The following is a 23,734-nucleotide window of genomic DNA, read 5'->3' as shown; positions in this document are numbered from 1 at the left end:
GTGCTTTTTAGACCTTACCACCAGACACTGACAGTCAGTTTCAATTTTATTTTTAATATTTTCTGCCATTGATTATAGGTGATTTAATCATAGCTACGCGACAAACGGTCATTAAAACATGAGCTTAAGTTTTTTTTTGGAATTGTTAAAGCCTGAGAGTAGTAATTGCAAGGTCTTTATTGGTCTGCCGTTACTTAATTGATATGGAGCCGTGATATTATAGGCGTATGATACACACCACAAATCTGAGCCCCTAAGGGCGTTTAGCCTGCTTTTAGCATGTTGGCTTTTAGCGCTTTCGCTCATTTTAAAACTCTTACTTAATCTTTCTATATTGAATCATGAATAGCGGCAAAGTTACCAAATAACTTACTGCCGCATTTTTTAATTCCTATTTTTTATAGTTGAGCCTTGTTATGCCCGATTCCAGAACCAATTTGAACCCTGAGCCTGAACACAACTCCCCTTACCTAACCGGTGTTTTGCTACGCTACAGCACCTTTGGCGCCGCAATCTTGCTGTTTTTAGCAGGATTACTCCTCGTCAACTGGGTACTCATTATCATCGGTGGTCTCGCCGTTGGGCTAGGTATTTATGACTTATTGCAATCTAAGCACTCTATCCTAAGCAACTATCCTATCGCCGGTCACATCCGCTATGTGTTAGAGGATTTCCGTCCTGAGATTCGCCAGTATTTGCTCGAAGACGACAAAGAGCAAGTGCCGTTCTCACGTCAGCAGCGGGCCTTGGTCTATCAGCGCGCCAAAAACGTCAGCGATACCAATGCTTTTGGCACTTTGGACAATTTATATGCTCATGGTAAAGAATGGTTTTTGCAATCTGCTGTCAGTGAGCCGATTAAGAATAAAGACTTCCGCATCATTGTGGGCGGTGAGCGGTGTAAGCAGCCACATGATATGTCAGTGTTTAATATCTCAGCGATGAGCTTTGGCAGTTTGTCTGCCAATGCCATTATGGCGCTCAATCAAGGCGCAAAAATGGGCGGCTTCACTCATGATAGTGGTGAAGGTGCTATCAGTCCTTATCATCGTAAATTCGGTGGTGATTTGATTTGGGAGCTGGGTACAGGTTACTTCGGTTGCCGCGATGACAATGGCAACTTTGACCCACTGTCATTTGCCGAAAAAGCTGTTGATCCTCAAGTCAAAATGATTGAAATCAAACTGTCACAAGGTGCTAAGCCCGGTCAGGGCGGCGTGTTGCCAGCAGAAAAAATCACCCCAGAAATCGCTGAAACCCGTCAAGTGCCGATGGGTCAAGACTGCGTATCACCTGCGTCGCATTCTGCTTTTAGTACGCCTCGTGAATTGGTTGTGTTTTTACAGCAGCTACGGGATTTATCAGAAGGCAAGCCAGTTGGCTTTAAGCTATGTATTGGGCAGCCTTGGCAGTTTATGGCGATTGTCAAAGCCATGATAGAAGCCGATAACTACCCTGATTTTATCGTTATTGATGGTGCTGAAGGCGGCACGGGTGCTGCACCTGTTGAGTTTATGGATAGCGTCGGTATGCCATTGATCGATGGTTTTTTATTCGTCCATAATACCTTGGTTGGGGCAGGTATCCGCAACCAAATCAAACTTGGCGTGAGTGGCAAAATCGTCTCAGGTTTTGATATCGCTCGCTTACTGGCGTTGGGCGCTGATTGGTGTAACTCTGCGCGCGGCTTTATGTTTGCCGTCGGCTGTATCCAATCACGCTCTTGTCATACCAATACCTGCCCGACAGGTGTGGCAACCCAGGACCCTTATCGTCAAAAAGCACTTGATGTACCAAGCAAGGCTGAACGCGTTGCCAGTTATCATAAAAACACCCTAAAATCGCTTGCCAGCATCGTTGGCGCAGTCGGCTTACAGCACCCAAGTCAATTGCAGCCTTATCACATTGCACGTCGTTTGGATGATGGACAAATTAAGCTATTGTCAAAGTTCTTTTATTTCACCGATAAAGGTGCCTTACTTGATCATAATGCACGATCAGAGGTCTTTAATCAGATGTGGGTAATGGCAGATTCGTCGAGCTTTTTAGCCAATAATGATGCGCTGATTGCTTATAATAAGGACTCGCGCGATATCGGTAAAGAAACCGGTGCGCCAACAGAAAAAACGATTGGAGAGGTAGACGTCAATATTGATGGTGGTAAAATGATTGGCAATGTCAATAATACCGTCCGCGATTTTATACCGCCAACTGTTTAACCATTTAACAGTGTTTGGCTGTGACAATCACGCAATTTATTTCCTTATAAAAGATAGATGATTGATGCCAAACACTGTTTTCAAAAAACTTCTTCATGTACTGCCAATGATGCTTATGGCGCTTATGACTGTTGGTATAAGTGCTTGCCAACCAACTGATAGCAATCAGACGGACACTGCTTCTACTGATTGGTCATGTCAATCACACAACACACCGTTTGCTTATAGCACTTGTCATATTCAGTCTGATTTGTTGACAGATAAGCGCTATTCATTAGCATTATTTTGGCAACAATCTGACAGTCGACAACCGCTACTGACTTTCGATAATCTCTTGAGCAGCCTGCCCTCGTCGCAATCTTTGAAGTTTGCCATGAATGCGGGCATGTACAATGAAAATTATGCACCTATTGGCTATACCGTCATCAAATCTGAAGAGATACGTGCATTAAACCTGAAAGAAGGCGGCGGCAATTTTCACCTCTTACCCAATGGCGTACTGTGGTGGGATAAGTCTGGCAAGGTACAAATTACTGAAAGCAATGCCTTAGCCGAGCAGCTAAAAAACGGCACTGCAAAGCCATTGTATGCTACCCAATCAGGTCCTATGCTGGTCATTAACGACGCTATCCATCCGCAGTTTGACCCTGATGGCACCTCAGCTAAAATTCGCAACGGTATAGGCGTGTGTAGCGATGGCAGTCTACAATTTGTCAATAGCGAAGCACCCGTGACCTTTTATCAGTTTGCCTCACTATTTAAAAACGAATTGAAGTGTCCAAATGCTTTATTTTTAGATGGCGGTATTGCATCCGCTTTATACGCACCCACGATAGATAAGCATGACAAAAAAGAGATGGGCGTGATGATTGGACTGGTTGAGTCAGCACAATAGACCATAGTATGGTTACTTACATTCCACCAATTCATCATCAGTAATACCATGCCTACTGAGACTGCATTTTTTTAAACTCACTGAGCCACATTAAGTATTTTTTAATAAAAATGAAGGCACTATTATTCTTAATAATAGTGCCTTTTTTGTGCTTACTTAAACCTTCTCATAATACCAGTAATTGGAAATTAATGATTCCAATAAGCTCGACTTACATCTTATTTACTTTTGTGCGCCTTGATAATCATTGGTTAACAATAATGCTCATTATAGAAGTATCGTTTACATAGATGCTATACAGGTAGCAGCTATGTGCTACAGACTAGTCCAGCACCCTTAGGCTATATTACTTAGCAAGCAAGGCTTACTAGATTTCTTAAGGGTAATGCCAATGCGAAGGATTAAAATAAGTATTAGAAATTTGAACAGCTACACAATGATTGCTAGCAAGCCTCAATAGCTAGCAATCACTGATTTAGAGGACAAGCTAAGATTGAATGTCAAAAATGACCTTTATTTTAATGTCATTTAGATTGCAGGCTACTTATATCATTCTTCATAACTTAACAATAATAGTAAAAAGGATAATAGCTCATGGATAATATCAATCGTACAGTAGTAGTCAATGACAACGCTGACCCTATTACAGGTGAGCCAGGCTCACATCCAATAGGTACAGCTCTTGGTGGTACAGGCGGTGCAGCAGCAGGCGCAGCTATTGGCGCTATTGGTGGTCCATTAGGCATGCTGATTGGTGGTGCTATTGGTGCTATCGTTGGCGGTGTCGCAGGTAGCTCGGTTGGTGAGATGCTAGATCCAACAGTAGAATATGAATACTGGCAAGAGACTCATACCACGCGCCCTTATTATCATGAAGATTATGATTATGATACCGATTATCATCCAGCCTATGCAGTAGGTTATGCCACCCGTGCGCATTATCCAAATGCGACGCGTTTCGAAGAAGTTGAAGCTAAGCTTGAACAGCGCTGGTATGAGGTAAAAGGCGATTCACGCATGACTTGGCTACAAGCAAAAGACATGGTACGTGATGGCTGGGATAAGACCCATGCCCGTATGAATGGTGAAAACTATGAGCCAAAAGAGTACGTCCATTATGCAGGTCATAGAGAGCCTATTGAGCCGATCCATCATGGTGAAGATAAGCCGCATCCAGTAGCAACAGGTACTGGCGCGCTTAGTGGCGCAGCAGCAGGTGCAGCCGTAGGCACAGCAGTTGGAGGTCCAGTTGGCACCTTAGTTGGTGGCGCTGTTGGAGCAATCGCCGGTAGCAAAGTTGGACATGAAGCAGGCGAGATGGTTAATCCTACCGATAGCTTAGAAGCTCATGAGAAGCCGCACCCTATTGCTAGCGGTACTGGTGCACTGGGCGGTGCAGCAGCAGGCGCTGCTGTAGGTACGGCAGTTGGTGGTCCAGTCGGTACAGTAATCGGCGGCTTAGCAGGCGCAGTTGCTGGTGGTGCTGGTGGTCAAGAAGTTGGTGAAGCCGTTAATCCTACTGATCAAAATGAAGTACAACGAGAAGCCAATCCTGTTAGTAGTGGTACAGGTATGGTCGGCGGTGCAGCAGCAGGCGCAGCTATCGGTGCAGTAGGTGGTCCAGTAGGTGGTCCAGTAGGTTCAGTCGTAGGCGGTGCCGTTGGTGCAGTCGTCGGTGCAACAGCTGGTAACGCTGTTGCCAATGCCTTTGAAGGCAATATGGAAGAAGACACTTACTGGCGTACTCAGCATGCGACGACTGACTACTATAACCCGCAATATGACTACGATACCGACTATCGTAATGCCTATGGTTATGGTTATGCACAGCGCAAGCAGTATGGTAACGATCAAACGTTTGAGCTGGTAGAGCAAGACTTGCAGAGAGATTGGTTAAATTCACGTGGCAACTCACGCTTAGAATGGTCAGATGCTAGATTTGCCGTACGTGATGCGTGGAATCGTCCTATTATTTAATTATTAATGATGAGGCAATGATTGCTTATCGTAGACAATTAAAATGTTATGAAAAAACAGCTTCTATTAAATAATAGAAGCTGTTTTTTATTCTGATTTATATCATCTAAAAACCGACTGCAAAGCTAACATTCAATTACTCTAAAGCTAATATAATATTAGCGCGCCATATAATTGGTCATATCTTCCACGCCATGTAACGTCATCGGATACATCTTATTATCAAACAGTTTTTTAATCTCAACGATGGTTTGGGTATATTGCCAATAGGTTGGATTCTCAGGGTTTAGCCAAGCGACTTTATCAAAGTGCGCAAGCACCCTCCTTAACCAGACAATGCCTGCTTCATTATTCATATATTCAACGCTACCGCCTACCGTCATCAGCTCATACGGTGACATCGACGCATCACCCACGAAGATAACACGATACTCTCGGCCATACTTATTAAGCAATTCAAACGTTGGCATAGGCGCGCTATGGCGACGGTTATTATCCTTCCACACATAATCATATAGACAGTTATGAAAGTAAAAAAACTCTAAGGTTTTAAATTCATTTTTCGCCGCAGAAAACAGTTTTTCGAGCGCTTCGACATGAACATCCATACTGCCGCCCACATCAAATAACATCAGTACTTTGACACGGTTACGGCGCTCTGCTTGCATATGTATATCGAGCACACCTTTTTTTGCGGTACGTTTAATCGTCTCATGAATATCCAGCTCATCAGCACTGCCCGTCCGTGCAAACTGGCGCAGATTGCGTAGCGCCATCTGAATTTGGCGCGTGCCCAACTGGCTGTCATCATCAAGATTGCGATATTTGCGCTGCTCCCAAACTTTTGCCGCGCTACGCTTGCGTGACTCACCGCCGACACGCACGCCCTCAGGATGGTCACCATAAGCGCCAAACGGTGAGGTGCCACCAGTACCGACCCATTTACTACCACCTTCATGACGCTCTTTTTGCTCTTTTAACCGCTCTTCCAACGCCTTCATCAACTCCTCAAGCGAGCCGTACTTTTTTAGCAGACGTCTTTGCTCATCGGTCAGGTTCTTTGGATCGAGCTTCAAATCGAGCCATTCTTTGGGCACGTCCGTTAGCTTGGCCAACAGCTCATCCATGTCTAAACTATCGACGCCTTCGAAATAATCCGCCATGGCACGATCAAACTTATCAAAATGGCGCTCGTCTTTGACCATGCACAATCGAATCAGCCGATACATATCTTCACGACTGGCAAAAGTAGTCAATGCTGGATCTTCAGGATGCGGCTGCATCATCAGCCCTTGCTCTAACGCAGCATTTAAATCGAGCAGCTCGCGCGTACTGACTGGCACGCCATAAGTACGCAAGGTGTAAAATAGTTTGATAAACATAAGAGTCGTATCACTTATTGGCTGATATTATTATCTGGTGATATTGCTGATATCATTAATTGATACAGTCATAGGCTAAGCGCTTGCATTGACTTTGATATCTGATGTTAAAATCAATGCAAGCTACAAATATTAACGACGCATCATATTAGCAAAACGCTGCAACAAACTCACATCGGCTTCGTTTTTCAGTAATGCACCATATAATGGCGGAATAGACTTTTCACCACGCAAGTTTTCTTCTAGCTCAGCTTGAGCCATATCATCCGCCAATAATAGCGTCAACCAATCAACCAACTCAGAAGTTGATGGTGGCTTTTTAAGCCCCTGAACGTTACGCAATTTATAAAAAATATCCAGCGCGTCATTGACCAGCTTTTCTTGAATATTGGGAAAATGCACCTCAACAATTTGGCGCATGGTTTCCTCTTCAGGGAAATCAATATAGTGAAAGAAGCAACGACGCAAAAACGCATCCGGTAGCTCTTTTTCATTGTTTGAGGTGATAATAACCACGGGACGCTGCGCCGCTGTGATGGTTTCGCCCGTCTCATAAACATAAAAAGACATCTTATCAAGCTCGTGCAACAAGTCATTTGGGAATTCAATATCTGCTTTATCAATTTCATCAATCAATAATACACTACGCTCTTTGCTGGTAAAGGCATCCCACAATTTACCCGGCTTGATATAATTGCCAATCTCATAGACTTTATCGTCACCCATTTGCGAATCACGCAGACGCGATACCGCATCATACTCGTACAAACCCTGCTCTGCCTTAGTAGTCGACTTGATATGCCACGTAATCAGTGGCATACCTAAACTTTCAGCAACCTCTTCTGCTAGTAAAGTCTTGCCTGTACCCGGCTCACCTTTGATAAGTAGCGGTTTTTGTAGCGTCATTGCCGCATTGACTGCCAATTGCAAATCATCAGTAGCGATATAGCTTTGCGTACCCGTAAATTTGGTTTTTTTATCGGTCATAATACAATCCCGTTTATTGTTATCGTTAAAAGGTTTTAAGAGCGTTAATAAATTGTCATTTAGATTAGCACAGCCTTATTGATTGCCAAAATACTCATGCGTTCGCAGATATTCATCATATAAAAAAAGACACGCATGGTGTCTTTTATAATCATTAGAAAAATGCAGAAATCAGGAATCAGGAATCAGGAATCAACACTGTCAACTAGAAAGGAAATACTTTAAAAGGTTAAGGCAATCGCATTCAGGCTAATCATTATTTTTAGATACAGGTGTATCCTTTTTAAGATTAATTGCTGGATCAATATCTTTAACTGCCACCACTTCATCAGATTCTGTCGCCAAATAATTGCCAGAAGCTAGCTGCATATTTGCTTGCGTGTCCTGTGCAGTACGACTGCGAGCTTTATCTAAGCTTGATTCAAAGGCACCGCGAATAAGCTGCCAAACAAAACCAACAAATAAACCAACAAATAATACCACCATGATGGGCAGCATATTGGCAATCGCCCCAGTCGTGTCCTTCATCATAATCGCATAGACCACGCTGATACTGGCAGGTGCAATTACGCTTGGGTCACCCAGTGCTGTACCTGGTGCTAACAATACAGCAAACAGTATCATCCAACTCATGCCGCCTAATGGACGTGGTAGTATGCGCGCGACCAGTAGCCAAAGTACTAACACGATAATGACGCCACCAAGATAAGCATACATTGGTAAATCTGCTACCGGTACGTCTTTTACCAGCTGCCCCCACCAAATAGCAATCTCACCGAGAATATCGCTGATGGCTTCTAGTGGTAAGCTGTGTAAGATATTTTTTAACCAGTCCATGCGTGTTTTATTACCTGCGTTCGTAAATAGTGCGGGATAGTGATTATATTAATAAACTGCTAGTTTATCATGACTATTCACCAAAATGCATGACACTATATATTTTGATATTTCGACATTTCATCTGTATCTATATACTCTGTTCAAAAAAGCCAGCTAAGAAATTAGACTTGATAAAATGAGCTGCAAAATATCGACGTAAACCTTGTTAAAATGTACTTTTATAACTATTACGTATTATAAATACTGTCTTGAGATTCACGGGCACGCAATTCTGCTTGGCGGCGCATGACATCTTGTGGTGGTAATTGTACAAAATACCCTTGCGACGCTAGCTTTTCTAGCACTTCTTCTTTGTCCACTCTAGCAAGTGTAGGCGTTGTACCCAAATCCAGATGCATGACAAACTTGCTACGACCTAAGCCTGCACGAAAGTCTTTGGGTAACACACCCAGCCAATCCTTGATCTCATCCGTATCATTCGGATAATCAGGACGGGCAATATAGATATACATATCATCATGTTTAAGGAATTTATAAATATCGCAATGCATAAAAACAACCTATCAGAAACTATCGTCATAGATTAGCATATTTCAAGCCATTATCAGTAGTGACTTTACGTTCAGATAAGGTAAAGCATCCCAAATACTATCGCAATTTAGCTTAAGAGAAAGTAAGGAACATCTTCATATGATCACCCTGCATCCCTTGTACGGTCAGGCATGATGCTCATAGATAAATTTTATACTTTTAAATTTTGATAATAAATGCTTCAGCTTTATTTTATATTGGCGCTATGTAATTTTACAGAAACACATATACTCTATTTTGCTGTCGTTCGATGGATTTTCCGTATAAAAAAGCATGTTTGCTAAAATTATTCACTATAATTTATATGATGGGTTGTAAAAAAGCTGTGAACCTTTCATAATAAAAGCGTTTTTCAGGAGAGAGTCTTTAGCCTAATGTTAGTGATGCTCATATTAATGAGTTTGTACTGACATCCGCTACATGACCACCGAAGGCGCATCCACCCTGCTAATCGCTCAGGTAAAAGGACTGAAAAACACATGTCATAACGGTTTATTTGCAGCACGCTGATTGGCGTATTGCTCTTTAAACCTTAGGCATAACAAATCTGGAGAGCGGTAAGGACGGACGACGTCTTACCCACCGAAGGGGAGAAAACGCGACATCATTGCTCTGTTGAAGAATTACGATGATGGATCGTGTTGAAAATCTCAGGTCACAGGACAGATAGGGCTTCCCTCTAAACTGACGTTAAGCGTTTGTTTGGTGGATAGTTTTATCTTATTTCTGTACTACCCTTGGTTGCAATGCTTGTACCCTGCAATATTGCTTCTCGCTACTATGATCATGTACATCAGCCCTAATACTTTTACTAAGTATAGCTAATGTCCACATAAGGATTTGTTATGACCGATACTCAAAATACTAACAGCCAAGCTCCTCAACGCACACCCCTTTATCAGTCTCATGTCGAGAGTAATGGCAAACTGGTGGATTTTTCTGGTTGGGAATTGCCAATCCATTATGGCTCACAAATCGAAGAGCACGAAGCGGTGCGTACCGATGCCGGTATGTTTGACGTCTCTCATATGGTTATTGTCGATATCAAAGGCACGGATGCCAAAGCATGGCTACAGAAGCTATTAGCTAACGATGTCGATAAACTAAAAACAGCTGGTAAAGCCCTTTATTCTCCTATGCTAAATGAAGAAGGCGGCGTCATCGATGATTTAATCGTTTATCTATCAAATTCTGATGAAACTGAATACCGTATCGTCTCAAATGCTGGAACGCGAGATAAAGATATGGCACAGTTTGAAAAAGTAGCCAAAAACTTTGATGTTGTCTTAACTGAGCGTACAGAACTTGCGATGCTTGCCGTTCAAGGACCTAATGCAGTTGAAAAATTGGCACAGATTAAACCCAGTTGGGCTGATACATTAGCTGCGCTTAAACCTTTTGTCGGTGCTGATTTAACAGATATCGAAGGTACGGATTGGTTCGTTGCTCGTACGGGCTACACCGGTGAAGATGGCGTCGAAGTCATTATGCATGGCGATGATGCGCCGGCGTTCTTTGAGCAATTAAAAGCCAATGGTATAAAACCTGCCGGTCTTGGCGCTCGTGATACTTTGCGTATGGAAGCGGGCATGAACCTCTATGGTCATGATATGAATGAAGATGTTAGCCCTTATGAGTGCAACATGGGCTGGACACTGGCGCTGAAAGACGATCGTGACTTTATTGGTCGTAAGGCTATGGTCAGCAAACGCAAACAGTCAAAAGATGACAATACTGCTATGAAGCAAGTGGGCTTATTAATGACTAGCCGTGGCGTATTACGTGAAGGTATGGAAGTGACCATTAATCAAGGCACTGATAAAGAGCAAAAAGGTATCATTACTAGTGGTACTTTCTCTCCTAGCCTCAAAAATTCTATCGCTATCGCTCGTGTTCCTGCTACCCTAGCAGAAGATGACAATGTGCAAATTGATCTGCGCGGTAAAGGTAAGTTCGTCGATGTACGCGTGCTTAAACTACCGTTTGTCCGTAATGGCAAGCAGCAGTTTGACTCGTAGGCAACAGAAAATTTATTATTAGCTTTCTTTTTTATTAATTAACCTCTATCACCTAGGAGAGAAACCATGAGTAATATTCCAGCAGAACTAAAATACATCGCCAGCCACGAGTGGTTACGCTTAGAAGACGACGGTACTATCACGGTTGGTATCACTGATCATGCTCAAGACCTATTGGGTGACGTAGTATTTGTTGAATTGCCAGACGTGGGTGACATCATCGCTGTTGATGACGAAATCTCTGTTGTTGAATCAGTAAAAGCCGCTTCTGACGTTTACGCGCCTATTTCAGGTGAAGTGGTTGCGATCAATGAAGCCTTAGAAGATGATCCAGAAATCATCAACTCTGATCCATATGGTGAAGGTTGGTTCTTCAGAATGAAGCCTGACAATATCGCTGACTATGAAGCACTGCTAACCGCTGATGAGTACGAAAACGAGCTGTAATAAGTCTTACGCTCTCTTAAAAGCAACATTTAACTTTAGTATGGCTGCTTTTAATATTTTTATTGATAAGACAGTCTTTGATAAGATTGTCATTTATAAAATGTTTACTGATTACAAGAAGCAACTCGACAGATACTGGCAAGCGCTGGTATCTGTGCGCTTTACTTTTAAGACAATAATGGCAAGACCGTGTTTTCAATGCAGTATTTTCAAGACAATCAGCACTCAATTTATGACGCCCAACTGCTATCTGATTTATTCATATTAATCACTCGTCAGACATTATTGAAGATATGCAATCGATAATGCCTGAAGCTGATTACTCATTCCTCAGCATGGATCCTACTATGAATTCTAATACTGGCAATAAAGACAGACTTGCGACGCCTAGTCACACCCCGCAGCTGCAAGCATTTTGTGAGGTGGTAGAGTCGCGCCGTTCGGTACGCCGATTTACAGATGCGCCGCTACCTGACGATGTATTAGCAGACTGCCTGCGTTTGGCGATGCTTGCCCCAAACTCAAGCAATCTTCAGCCATGGGAATTTTATGTTATTGATGATGCTGGTAAGCGCAAGCGCGCGGTCAAAAACTGTATGAATCAAAACGCAGCAAAAACCTCAGCACGTTTAATCGCTGTCGTTGCTCGTACTGACGTTTGGCATGACCATGCAAAGCAAATATTGCGTGAATACCCTGATATGCCGGTACCGAAAAAAGTCAAAGACTACTACAACAAAGTCGTTGCCTTAGATTTTTTGCGTGGACCTGCTAACGTGGTATCAGTAGCCAAATGGAGCGCCATTCAAGTCGTCAGACGTATAAAGGGTCCTATCAAATCGCCTTACTACACCTTTGAAGACAGCAAAAACTGGGCAACCAATAACACCGCATTAGCGGCTGGAAACCTGATGCTTGCCTTACGTGCGCACGGCTTTGATAGCTGTCCGATGGGTGGTTTCGATGAGCCTGCAATGAAGCGCTTATTAAAACTCAGCGATAATCATCATATCGTTATGATGATTGGTGCTGGCGAGCGTGCTGATAATGGTGTTTACAATACCCAGTTCCGCTTTGAGCAAGATCAATTTGTCCATTACGTATAACCTATTATCACCCTATTTTTATTATAGCCATCTCCTTTATCCCTATTTTTACCAAGGATCACCATGACTATCTCTCAAAACCCAACGCTTGATACATTTAAAGGCTTATTCAACGAAGCCGAATTTGTTTATCGTCATCTTGGCTCAAATGATGCCAAACAAGCTGACTTGCTCAGTGCCATTGGTTATAGCGACATGGCAACCTTTATCAATGAGACCGTGCCTGAACCAGTACGCCTGCATAAAGAATTAGATTTGCCAGTGGCGATGAGTGAGCATGCAGCCCTTGCTAAACTGCGTACCATGGCTGATGACATCACGGTTAATAAGAGCTATATCGGACAAGGGTATTCACCTGTACGTATGCCTGCAGTCATTCAGCGTAACGTCCTTGAAAATCCAGGCTGGTATACTGCTTACACGCCTTATCAGGCGGAAATCGCTCAAGGCCGCCTAGAAGCCTTGCTTAATTTCCAACAAGTTTGTATTGATCTGACTGGTCTTGAGCTTGCTGGTGCATCACTGCTTGATGAAGCAACGGCTGCTGCTGAAGCGATGGCAATGTCAAAGCGCGTAAGCAAAAGTAAATCTATGCAGTTTTTCGTTGATGACCGCGTCTATCCGCAAACATTAGATGTCATTAATACCCGTGCCAAATATTTTGGTTGGGAAGTGGTGGTTGGTGATTTTGAACTGGCTAAATCAGGCGACTATTTTGGTGCATTATTCCAATATGTCGGTGTTGAAGGCGATGTTCAAGACCTAACCGACGTTATCGCTGCCGTTAAGAAAAATAAAACTTATGTGAGCGTCGTGAGTGACATCATGAGCTTAGTATTATTAAAATCACCAGCGGACATGGGTGCAGACGTGGCTTTGGGTAGCACCCAGCGTTTTGGTATTCCAATGGGCTTTGGTGGTCCACATGCCGCCTACTTTGCGTTTTCTGATAAAGCCAAGCGCTCAGCACCTGGTCGTATCATCGGAGTTTCAAAAGACTCACAAGGCAATACTGCTCTACGTATGGCGCTACAGACTCGTGAGCAGCATATCCGCCGTGAAAAAGCCAACTCAAACATCTGTACTTCACAAGTACTACTTGCAAACCTAGCTGGTATGTATGCGGTTTATCATGGTCCAGGTGGTGTGAAGCGTATTGCCACTCGTATCCATGCATTTGCCACTGCCTTCGCTGATGTCATTAAAAACGCCAACGACAGCAATTTAAACGTGGTCCATGATCAATTCTTTGATAGCGTTGTGATTGATTGCGGCTCAGAAAAACTTGCTAGCCAAATCTTTCAAAATGCTGACAATGTTGGTTATAACTTATGGCGTCTTGGTGAGACCAAATTAAGCGTTGCGTTCAGTGAAACCAGCGATCAGAAAGACTTTAATGTCCTAACTCAGCTGTTCGTTACTAAAGCACATGATCTACCAGAAGACGCTCGTGTCTCTCTTGATAGTGCTCATTTACGTACTGATGCTATCTTATCGCATCCAGTATTCAACTCGCATCATACCGAGCATGAAATGCTGCGTTATTTAAAATCGCTTGAAGATAAGGATTTGGCGATGAACCGCAGTATGATTTCACTTGGTAGCTGTACCATGAAATTGAATGCCACCAGTGAAATGCTACCGATCACTTGGCCTGAATTTGCCAATGTGCATCCTTTTGCACCGCGTGACCAAGTCACAGGCTACGTTGCCATGATTGATAGCTTGCAAGAACAATTAAAAGCCATTACCGGTTTTGATGATGTCTCTATGCAGCCAAACTCTGGCGCTTCAGGTGAATATGCAGGCTTGCTAGCAATTCGTCGTTATCATGAATCACTTGGTGAGACTGATCGTGATGTTTGCTTGATCCCTATGTCAGCGCATGGTACTAACCCTGCGACTGCTATGATGATGGGCATGAAAGTGGTCGTGGTCAAAACCGATGACAATGGCAACGTTGATATCGATGACCTAACTGCCAAATCTGAAGAACATAGCGCGCGTCTAGGTGCATTGATGATCACCTACCCATCGACGCATGGTGTGTTTGAAGAAGGTATCCGTAAAATCTGTGATCTCATTCATGAACATGGCGGTCAAGTTTATATGGATGGCGCTAATATGAATGCGCAGGTTGGCATGATGCAGCCAGCTGACGTTGGTGCTGATGTACTGCACATGAACTTGCACAAAACATTCTGTATTCCACATGGCGGCGGTGGTCCTGGTATGGGTCCTATCGGTATGAAGGCGCATCTGGCACCATTTATGGCCAACCATACATTGAGCCCTGTACATAATGCGCAAAAAGACTGCTCAGCAGTATCAGCAGCTCCTTATGGTTCAGCAAGCATCTTACCTATTTCATGGATGTACATTGCCATGATGGGTCGTGATGGTTTATTAAAAGCGACCGAGCTTGCGCTACTGAATGCTAACTATGTTGCCGCTGAATTAAAAGACCATTATCCTGTGCTATATACGGGCAAAAACGGCCGCGTTGCTCACGAATGTATCATCGATATTCGTCCTTTAAAAGAAGAGACGGGCATCAGTGAAAGCGATATCGCGAAACGCTTGATGGATTATGGTTTCCATTCACCAACCATGAGTTTCCCAGTAGCGGGCACCTTGATGATTGAGCCGACAGAATCAGAGTCAAAAGAAGAGCTTGATCGCTTTATCAGTGCTCTAAAATCTATTAAAGCGGAAGCGCTGAAAGCCAAAGCGGGCGAAGACAACTGGACGTTAGAGAACAATCCATTGGTCAATGCCCCGCATACAGCTGCTATGGTAATTGACGGCGAATGGACCTATCCATACAGCCGTGAGACAGCAGCATTCCCACTGCCTTATATCCGCACCAATAAATTCTGGCCAAGTGTGGCACGTGTCGATGACGCCTATGGTGACAAAAACCTGATGTGTTCTTGCCCAAGTATCGAGAACTATATGTAGTCCTAGTTTTGATACTTTATAAAAGATAAAAATAAACCTCCAAGTCAGCAGCTGATTTGGAGGTTTTTATTTTACTAATAACATTTAGCGCTATAATAAAATGGCTATTAATCTATTCATATCATCCACTTGGTTAGAATCACATATGCAGAAAAACAATCTTGTCATTCTTATCCATGGTCTGCACCAAACGGCTTGGATTATGCGACCACTTGCCAAACGCTTACAAGCAGCAGGGTTTAAAACTCATCAATTTGGCTATCGTAGTATGCGCGATGGTATTCAAACCAATAGCCAACGGCTTAATAAGTGGCTTGAAAAAAATCATCATCCTGATGAGCCGATACATTTGGTCGGTCATAGCTTGGGCGGTTTGATTATTCGTGATTTTGTTACTCAGTATCCTAAGTGGCAAATTGGTCGCTGCGTGACCCTTGGGACACCGCATATGGGCAGTATTTGTGCGAATTATATTTGGCGGCTGAGCCCTGCTATCGTTGGGCAATCCTATATCGATGCATTAGATGGCACCGTTGGGCCATTACCTGAGCATATTACCCTTGGCGTGATTGCTGGGAATCGTCCATATGGTTTGGGTCAAATATTCCTGCAATACCATAATCGCAAATTACGCCAAGCTCATAACCCATTGCTTGATGAACATCTGGTGCATGATGGCACCGTCTATTTAAAAGAGACCAAACTTGAAGCAGCGACTGACCATTTAATCCTGCCTGTATCGCATACCGGCATGTTGATTGATACTAACGTTGCCAAGCAGACAGGATATTTTTTACAGTATGGTCAATTTGAACGCAGATAAGTGTCAGGCGTTAAACCTTATACATTGATACCCATGCCTTGCTGTAGCTCAGTCTTGTGCGCTTCGATAACGGGAATAAAGGTGTGCATTACCCAATCATGACGCCAGCCTTTCAACCCTCGCGGCAACTCGCTGATATCTTTATCAAAAGCAATCACTTCATATAATTGCCCAAGCCATTTTTTACGCATCAAGACATTGGCAGGTACGCCGGTAACTTTTGCTTGATCATCTATCGTTTTTTGTACCGCTTTTGAGAGTACTTTATTCTTTGAGCGATACGGCGGCAATAGAGAATCTGGATATTCTGCAGGATGCAGATTTTTTGCTTCCTTTATCACTTTGAGTAATTCTTCACCATACAGTCGCAACATACTGCGATGTATCGTAGTCTTATGCGCAAGCTCACGCATCGTGTTTGGTTTTTCAGTGATAATCTCACGCACCGCTTGTTTTTTTATGACAAAAGTACGTGGCTGATTGGTTGAACGCGCCAGCTCTTCACGCCATGTGGCTACCGCCTGCAATATGGCCATTTGCTCAGAGGTATAGCGATAATCTGCCATGGTTAGATACATCTGCTCGTCTGCAACATTTTGAGCATCATATAAGTCGTTGGCGTAAAGCTGACAGTCTTCCCAGACATACTCATAGAGACCTTGAGATTTTAGGGCGTATTCAAGACTCAAATATAATGCAGGTAAAAAGCGCACGTCATCAATCGCATATTGCTCTTGCTCATCTGATAATGGACGCTGTAACCAATCTGACTGGCTTTGTTCCTTATCAATATGCATATCGAGCTGCTCATCAAGCGCCTGCTGATAACCCATCTGTAATTGACCTGTTAAGTAGGACAAGGCAATTTGCGTATCAAAAATATTGGTCAGCGGCGGGCAGCCGGACAATAGATAAAATATACCTAAATCTTCACCACAAGCATGCCAGATAGCCACATCAACTTTCATAAGTGCTTGCCATAGCTCACTCAGTTGTAACTGCGGCGCATCTAATAAATATACATGATTTCCAGTATTCAGCTGTATCAGTGCTAAGCGTGGATAATAGGTATCGCGTTTGATAAACTCGGTATCTAATGCCACACGCCCGCAAGTGGCCAATGCCTCAATCACTTCATCCAACTGGCTTTGCTTACGTACCCAAGTGACGGCAACCTCATCAGCAATATCTAATAATGCGTCAATATCCGGCTCTACTGGCAGGTCTACTAATTTGGCTGGATTGACTGAATGGTGTACTTCGTCAGCCGAAAATGTACTTTGAAGGTTTGATTCGGTTGGAGCAGTGTTAGACACGGGCAGATACCTGCATTGATAAGAGAGAATAAAACGCTAAAGCACGTCTTAATAAAATTAAAAGAGAAAGCGATAAAAGAATATAAGCAATTATAACCACATAATTGAATAAAATGCGCAAGATTTTAATCTGATAAAGATAAGAAGGCTATAAAAAGGAGCGATTTTGCATCGCTTGTCCAAGGGTCATGCTGTCAAGATATTCAAGCTCGCCGCCCATAGGCACTCCTTGCGCCAGACGCGTGACTTTATTGACATGACGACTGACTGCTTCACTGATAAAGTGAGCGGTCGTTTGCCCTTCAACCGTCGTACCGGTTGCCAATATCAGCTCTTCAACAGGCTCTTGCTTGACGCGCCAGACCAGTTGCTCAATATTTAAATCATCAGCGCTAATGCCATCAATCGGTGATAAGTGACCACCTAAAACAAAATAACGCCCGCGATAGCCTGCCGTCTGCTCTATCGCCATCACGTCAGCTGCAGTCTCGACCACGCATAGCAATGCATCATCACGCCTAGGATCTTGGCATAATGGGCAAACAGCCTCATCGCTAAAGCTATGGCAGCGCTGACATTCGACGATATCACGCATCGCCTCATCAAGCGCTTGAGCAAGTGCCATGCCTTGTGGGCGTTTTTTGGTGAGCAGATGCAGCGCCATACGTTGAGCGCTTTTTTGACCAACGCCCGGCAAGATACGCAACTGTTTGACCAGCTGATCAAATTTGGCTGTCAGCAAAGTGATGTCCTTTGTTTATAAATCATAGCTATGAAAATGGGGTCGTATCATGTCGATAACAACCCCATTTTCTTTAATATGTCGCCTTTAGCGTTTAAGAACCAGCTACTTAGAACATGCCTTGCATACCTGGTGGCAAGCCCATACCTGAAGTCGCGCCAGCCATGGTTTCTTCATATAGCGCATCTGCTTGGCGCACCGCGTCATTGATAGCAGCAGCGATAAGATCTTCGATCATATCTGGCTCATCTTCTAATAAGCTTGGATCGATGGTCAAGCGCTTAACCACATGACGACCCGTCATGGTTACTTTTACCAGACCACTGCCCGCTTCTGCATGCACTTCTTTATTGCCAAGCTCTTTTTTAGCATTTTCGACGTTTGCTTCGACTTTCTTTTGCATGGTTTGTGCTTGTTGCATCAATGCTTGGATATTCATAGTTGCCTCTTGGTTTTTTAATAATAAATAATGGGGGTTTTGATAATAAAAAATAAAATACTAATAGCAATTATACCGTTATCTTTACAAACTGTCTAAACCACGCGCCAAATCTTTGATGATATCTTCCACATCTTCTAGACCGACAGACAGACGAATCAGACCGCCTTTTACGCCTGCTTCTGCGCGCTCTTGGGCGCTCAAACGAAAATGGGTCGTTGTTGCAGGATGGGTAATCGTGGTTTTCGCATCACCCAAATTATTGGTGATAGAGACCATTTGAGTTGAATCAATGACATGCCATGCGGCAGATTTTGAATCACGCGTCTCTGATGGCTGCACTTCAAAACCCATAATGGCTCCAAAACCGTCTTTCATATGATGCTGACGTTTGGTCAACTCATGCGATGGATGGTCGCTCAAGCCTGAAAAGTGTACGGTGCTGACATTGGGATGATTAACCAAAAACTCTGCCACTTGATTGGCATTACTACAATGCGCTTGCATACGTAATTTAAGCGTTTCAAGTCCCTTGGTAAACACCCAAGCATTAAACGGGCTCATGCTGATGCCGCCTGAACGTATGACCGTAAACGCTTCTTGCATCAACTTATCGCTACCGACTAACGCGCCACCAAGTACTCGACCCTGACCGTCTAAGTATTTGGTGGCAGAATGAATCACCACATCGGCACCCAAATCAAGCGGACGTTGCAAAGCTGGGGTGGCAAAGCAGTTGTCAACGACCAAGAGTATATCATTGGCTTTACATAGCTGGCTTAAAAAGCCAATATCACAAATCTGTGCCAATGGATTACTAGGGCTTTCGCAATAAATCACCTTGGTATTTGGTTGAACAGCATTTACCCATGCGTCATTGTCGAAACAATCAACGTAACTGACTTCCACACCAAACTTTGCCATATAGTTATTAAACAGACCAATAGAGGAGCCAAATAGCTGGTTGGCAGCAAGTAAATGGTCACCGGCTTTTAAGTACGCTAAGCACATGGTCAAAATCGCACCCATGCCAGAGGCTGTTGCGACTGCACGCTCACCATTTTCAAGTGCTGCTAAACGGCGCTCAAAGGTACGTACGCTTGGATTGGTATGACGTGAGTAGACATTGCCCGTCTTAGTGCCATCAAAATGACCGGCAGCATCAGCTGCTGAGCTATAAACATAGGAGCTGGTCGTAAAAATAGCTTCTGAATGTTCGCCCTCATCGGTACGATGCTGACCTGCACGTACTGCAATGGTTTGCATACCATAATCGAGTTCTAAATCCAGTGCATCATTGCACCAGTTTACATCCAAGCCGTTTATATTGTCTTTATTTTGCGGTTGACTCATAAAGTTTCCATTGCCTTGATTGTTATTTACAATAGCGTTTATTTTTGATTATAAACATCACGCATTCGCGTTATCATATCATGATAAATTATTCCAAGCAGCAGCTTCAAAGCAGCAGTTTTCAGCACTGACTGTCTATTATTTTGCCTAACGTATCACTTATTAGAAAGAAGAAGCAAAAATTGTGCTACCTAGATCCAATAAGAACAATATCTAATACAGGCAACATTTTATAAAAGTAACGTATTTATAATAGGCACAGATGCCGACACCTGATAAGCTTAGCGGCGATTTAAACTTTGCCTTAGGCGATATTATCATATGCCTTATAATCAGTGTTATTATCTGCAAAACCACCAAGAAATCCATACATATTTTTTGGCAACTTCTCCATTATATAAAGGCTCACTAAGGTAATTTATTTATGTCGATGTTCAGTATAGAACCCAGCAACTTATCGTTGAGCCTGACACTCGGTCTCACCTTAGGTCTTAGTGGATGCCAAAGCTTACCCAAGCAGCCGCACTTGCCTGAAAGCCAAGCACTATCCGCACGGGTCAATGCTTTATACCAATCGGACATCAGCAAACAAGCTGAAATAGAAAAAGATGCCCAAAAAGAGGGCGACTCTATAAATACTACGACTGTCAGCACAGACCTTGCTACCCCAAACACGGATAGTCTTGATTTGGTTGCTGCCATCAGTCAACAGAGTGAGATTCACCCTGATTTATCAGGCTATCATCCAATTGTGACGGGCGCCAATGCTTTTGCCTCACGCAGTATATTGACAGGTATGGCAACGCGCAATATCGATGCCCAGTACTATATCTGGCACGATGATCAAGCCGGTCAGCTGATGCTAAAAGACTTATGGGATGCGGCGGAGCGCGGCGTGATCGTACGTTTACTGCTCGATGATTTTAATAATAATGCTAAATTTGATCAGCATTTACTGCGTTTTGCCAGTCACCCTAATATTGCGGTGCGTATTATCAATCCACTCATGCATCGTAAATTTCAGACTTTAAATTTTGTCACCGGTCTGCCACGTATCAATAGACGCATGCACAATAAGAGCATGATTTTTGATAAGCAAATCACCATCATTGGTGGTCGTAATATCGGTGATGAATACCTAAGCAATGATAAAAGCAGTCAGTTCGCAGATTTGGATGTACTATTGATTGGTAAAGTGGTGGCAGATATTGACAATAGCTTTGCCAGCTACTGGTCAGCACCAATATCATTTGATATTCAAACCTTAGCGACTCTTGATAAAGGAGAGACGACTGACTTCGTACAAGGGCTCGATAAGTTAAAAGCCGATGAGAAAAGTAGTAGCAGTGGCAGCTTATCAGTGTATAAAGCAGCCATTGAAGACTCCTCTATCGATACGGATTTGATTAATAAACGCGTGCCGTTTCGCTGGACGGATATGCAATTCTTAAGTGATGACGTCGGCAAATTGACTAAAACCGTGCCAGCAGACACCAATTTGGTGCATCAGCTACGCACTTTGCTTGGTAGTCCATCAAAAAAATTGACTATTATCTCCTCCTACTTTGTACCGACCAAAGACGGTGTTAATACGTTGGTCTCATTAGCAGAATCTGGTATCGAAATCAAAATTCTCACCAATTCATTTGATGCAACCGACGTAACAGCGGTACATTCTGGCTATAGCCAATGGCGTCCTAGTTTACTGCGCGCGGGAGTCAAGATTTATGAGCTAAAATCAACCGCTTCTGAAGAAAAGCGCGAAAACAAACTTTGGAAAGCGCGTAGCCAATCTTCAACCAGTTTACATGCAAAAGCTTTCGCCGTTGATGACTATCAAGTATTCATTGGCTCATATAATGTTGACCCGCGCTCGGCTAATATTAATACTGAGATGGGCGTGATTATCAATGATGAGGAGCTTGCCACTCAGTTGCATGGTGCATTGAGCGATGACTTACTAAACCAAGCGTATGAAGTGAAGTTACTAGAAAACGGTGATTTACAATGGCATACCATGGAAAAAGATAAGAAAGTCATTTATGATTCAGAGCCGCGCGTCGATGTCAGTGACCATGTTTGGCTAACCATCATGTCATGGTTACCTATTGATTGGCTGTTATAGTTGGCTCAATATAAAAAAACAGAAGTTGAATGTCTTGGCTTAATTCTGTTTCATATAATCATATTTGACATAAACGTCTTTATTTTGACGATAAATCATTAGTAATGATGATTTATCGTTTTTTATTATAGGCAGTTATTTAGATAATGACTGCCTTAACGAATACCTTAATGTCTGGATGCGTGACCTAATATGCCTTCTCGTTCTCAATATGCACTTATGTCTTCTAAAGATAAAAATACGGTACTGTTTACTTGCTATAGCAGTGCAATAGCGTTTTTCGACTTTTTAATATACCTATATCTTGCAGATATGTTGGCAGCGACTTTATTTCCTGTTAGCTCAGATCCCAATCTTATGAAGATACAGGGGCTGTCATTATTTGCAATTGGTTATGTGGCACGCCCAATTGGCGGTGTTATCTTTGGACGTTATGGCGATATAAAAGGTCGTAAACCGTTATTACTAATCAGTATCTTGATTACGGCAGCAAGCTTATTGGCGATGGGATGTTTGCCTACTTATGCACAATGGGGTTTGGCAGCGCCTGCATTGTTTATCGTCTTGCGAATCATACATGGCATGGCCTATGGTCTTTATGTGCCACTCTCTTGGGTGTTCGTTGCAGAGCACGTGCCGCGCCAATATCTGTCAGTAGGCTGTAGCTATGTGACTGCCAGTTTTTTTGTGGGTGTTTTATTCTCTAATGGTTTTTTTCTTTGGTTAAGCAGTACGTTGACCACTGAGCAATTGGCAGATTATGGCTGGCGTTTGCCTTTCTTTATAGCGGCTATCCTGACGGTTTTACCGCTCCTTGCCTGGCGATGGATAGAAGAAACTCCGTTTTTCACTCAGATGAAAAAATCAAGACCTAGTGATTATGTTGCTAAACCTTTTACGACCCTATTTAAGCATTGCAAGCATGCTATCTTTATAGGTCTGGTTCTCACTTTAATTGTCTCAAGCATCACCACAGTCGTGGTTATTTTACTGCCTGATTTGATTGAATTACGCTTTACGCTCGATACTGACTTGTTTGGATTCTCACACAGTCTTGGCATCATTTTTATGATTTTTGGCTGTATTTTTTATGGCATCATCTCTAACCATCAAAACTTTGGCAAAATTTTGGCGATAGGCTCTATTATCTTAATCGCTCAAATGCTTGCTTTCTTCTATCACTTAGAGGCAAGTGGCGACTATATCCTTATTATGTATGCACTTTTAGGCTTTTGTGCCGGTGTTATCGGCATGATACCTGCCATCTTGATTCAACTATTTCCTACCAATGTGCGACTCACCGGAATGGCTTTTTGCTACAATGTCACTTATGGTATCGTTGGGGTGCTAGTACCATTTGGACTTGGCTATGCCACTTTATATGTGAGCTTTTCACCCGCACTCTATATCACTTTCATCGGTTTTATTGCAATCATCATGGGCATTTATTTTTATAATCTGCCTGAACTCAAGAAAATCGATCAGGTCATATAGTGTGATTTTATCCAAATAG

General features: G+C 43.0%; 17 protein-coding genes, 2 pseudogenes and 2 riboswitches. Of the genes and pseudogenes, 11 read left to right on the top strand and 8 right to left on the bottom strand.

Annotated features, from left to right (window positions below; all coding sequences use genetic code 11):
* Window positions 1-416: 416 nt before the first annotated feature.
* The 4 genes and pseudogenes from FQ082_RS08875 to FQ082_RS13160 form a co-directional block, all read left to right on the top strand.
* Window positions 417-2,219 (top strand): FMN-binding glutamate synthase family protein, encoded by a 1,803-nt coding sequence (locus FQ082_RS08875; RefSeq protein ID WP_149492823.1) that lies wholly within the window; start codon window positions 417-419, stop codon window positions 2,217-2,219.
* A gap of 64 nt (window positions 2,220-2,283) precedes the next feature.
* Complete coding sequence (locus tag FQ082_RS08870) at window positions 2,284-3,114, top strand: phosphodiester glycosidase family protein (protein ID WP_149492822.1); 831 nt, start codon at window positions 2,284-2,286, stop codon at window positions 3,112-3,114.
* Between the two features lie 594 nt (window positions 3,115-3,708).
* Window positions 3,709-4,188 (top strand): annotated as a pseudogene (locus tag FQ082_RS13225) (hypothetical protein); the annotation flags it as partial.
* An 81-nt stretch (window positions 4,189-4,269) separates the two neighbouring features.
* Window positions 4,270-4,446 (top strand): annotated as a pseudogene (locus tag FQ082_RS13160) (glycine zipper domain-containing protein); the annotation flags it as partial.
* 803 nt (window positions 4,447-5,249) lie between these two features.
* Here FQ082_RS13160 and FQ082_RS08860 read toward each other — a convergent pair.
* The 4 genes from FQ082_RS08860 to FQ082_RS08845 all read right to left on the bottom strand — a co-directional run bounded on the left by FQ082_RS08860 (window position 5,250) and on the right by FQ082_RS08845 (window position 8,851).
* Window positions 5,250-6,473 (bottom strand): vWA domain-containing protein, encoded by a 1,224-nt coding sequence (locus tag FQ082_RS08860; protein WP_149492820.1) that lies wholly within the window; start codon window positions 6,471-6,473, stop codon window positions 5,250-5,252.
* Window positions 6,474-6,605: 132 nt separating this feature from the next.
* Window positions 6,606-7,460, bottom strand: a complete 855-nt coding sequence (locus FQ082_RS08855) for an AAA family ATPase (RefSeq protein WP_149408763.1) — start codon at window positions 7,458-7,460, stop codon at window positions 6,606-6,608.
* A gap of 249 nt (window positions 7,461-7,709) precedes the next feature.
* Window positions 7,710-8,297, bottom strand: coding sequence for a hypothetical protein (locus FQ082_RS08850; protein WP_149492819.1), 588 nt, complete (start codon window positions 8,295-8,297; stop codon window positions 7,710-7,712).
* 230 nt (window positions 8,298-8,527) lie between these two features.
* Entirely contained in the window at window positions 8,528-8,851 is a 324-nt protein-coding gene (locus tag FQ082_RS08845; protein WP_149408764.1) for a YcgL domain-containing protein, read from the bottom strand.
* Between the two features lie 383 nt (window positions 8,852-9,234).
* A riboswitch (glycine riboswitch) is annotated at window positions 9,235-9,372 on the top strand.
* A gap of 56 nt (window positions 9,373-9,428) precedes the next feature.
* Window positions 9,429-9,567, top strand: a riboswitch (glycine riboswitch).
* Between the two features lie 169 nt (window positions 9,568-9,736).
* On the opposite strand from FQ082_RS08845, the gene gcvT reads away from it, so the two are divergent.
* From gcvT to FQ082_RS08820, 5 genes are all read left to right on the top strand, one after another.
* Window positions 9,737-10,909, top strand: coding sequence for a glycine cleavage system aminomethyltransferase GcvT (gcvT, locus tag FQ082_RS08840; protein ID WP_149492818.1), 1,173 nt, complete (start codon window positions 9,737-9,739; stop codon window positions 10,907-10,909).
* Window positions 10,910-10,975: 66 nt separating this feature from the next.
* Window positions 10,976-11,356, top strand: coding sequence for a glycine cleavage system protein GcvH (gene gcvH, locus FQ082_RS08835; RefSeq protein WP_011280078.1), 381 nt, complete (start codon window positions 10,976-10,978; stop codon window positions 11,354-11,356).
* A gap of 347 nt (window positions 11,357-11,703) precedes the next feature.
* Complete coding sequence (locus FQ082_RS08830) at window positions 11,704-12,462, top strand: nitroreductase family protein (RefSeq protein ID WP_262498192.1); 759 nt, start codon at window positions 11,704-11,706, stop codon at window positions 12,460-12,462.
* A gap of 63 nt (window positions 12,463-12,525) precedes the next feature.
* Window positions 12,526-15,423: an aminomethyl-transferring glycine dehydrogenase gene (gcvP, locus tag FQ082_RS08825; RefSeq protein ID WP_149492816.1), complete on the top strand. Its 2,898-nt coding sequence runs from the start codon at window positions 12,526-12,528 to the stop codon at window positions 15,421-15,423.
* Between the two features lie 145 nt (window positions 15,424-15,568).
* Complete coding sequence (locus tag FQ082_RS08820; RefSeq protein ID WP_149492815.1) at window positions 15,569-16,246, top strand: esterase/lipase family protein; 678 nt, start codon at window positions 15,569-15,571, stop codon at window positions 16,244-16,246.
* Window positions 16,247-16,263: 17 nt separating this feature from the next.
* Here FQ082_RS08820 and FQ082_RS08815 read toward each other — a convergent pair whose 3' ends face one another.
* From FQ082_RS08815 to FQ082_RS08800, 4 genes are all read right to left on the bottom strand, one after another.
* Window positions 16,264-17,562, bottom strand: a complete 1,299-nt coding sequence (locus tag FQ082_RS08815) for a ribonuclease D (protein ID WP_149492814.1) — start codon at window positions 17,560-17,562, stop codon at window positions 16,264-16,266.
* 148 nt (window positions 17,563-17,710) lie between these two features.
* Window positions 17,711-18,304 carry a recombination mediator RecR gene (recR, locus tag FQ082_RS08810; RefSeq protein ID WP_020443082.1) on the bottom strand — a complete coding sequence of 198 codons (594 nt, stop codon included), beginning with the start codon at window positions 18,302-18,304 and terminating at the stop codon, window positions 17,711-17,713.
* Between the two features lie 109 nt (window positions 18,305-18,413).
* Entirely contained in the window at window positions 18,414-18,743 is a 330-nt protein-coding gene (locus tag FQ082_RS08805; RefSeq protein ID WP_011513146.1) for a YbaB/EbfC family nucleoid-associated protein, read from the bottom strand.
* 84 nt (window positions 18,744-18,827) lie between these two features.
* Window positions 18,828-20,096, bottom strand: a complete 1,269-nt coding sequence (locus tag FQ082_RS08800) for an O-succinylhomoserine sulfhydrylase (RefSeq protein WP_149492813.1) — start codon at window positions 20,094-20,096, stop codon at window positions 18,828-18,830.
* A 424-nt stretch (window positions 20,097-20,520) separates the two neighbouring features.
* On the opposite strand from FQ082_RS08800, the gene FQ082_RS08795 reads away from it, so the two are divergent.
* Together FQ082_RS08795 and FQ082_RS08790 are read left to right on the top strand one after the other, a co-directional pair.
* Window positions 20,521-22,221: a phospholipase D family protein gene (locus tag FQ082_RS08795; protein ID WP_149492812.1), complete on the top strand. Its 1,701-nt coding sequence runs from the start codon at window positions 20,521-20,523 to the stop codon at window positions 22,219-22,221.
* A gap of 192 nt (window positions 22,222-22,413) precedes the next feature.
* The gene (locus FQ082_RS08790) at window positions 22,414-23,715 is read left to right on the top strand and encodes an MFS transporter (RefSeq protein ID WP_149492811.1); all 1,302 of its coding nucleotides are present in this window, start codon (window positions 22,414-22,416) and stop codon (window positions 23,713-23,715) included.
* Window positions 23,716-23,734 lie beyond the last annotated feature (19 nt).

It is taken from the genome of Psychrobacter sp. ANT_H56B, from assembly GCF_008369245.1.
Lineage (GTDB): Bacteria > Pseudomonadota > Gammaproteobacteria > Pseudomonadales > Moraxellaceae > Psychrobacter > Psychrobacter cryohalolentis.
This window is presented reverse-complemented; position numbering and strand designations above follow the sequence as displayed.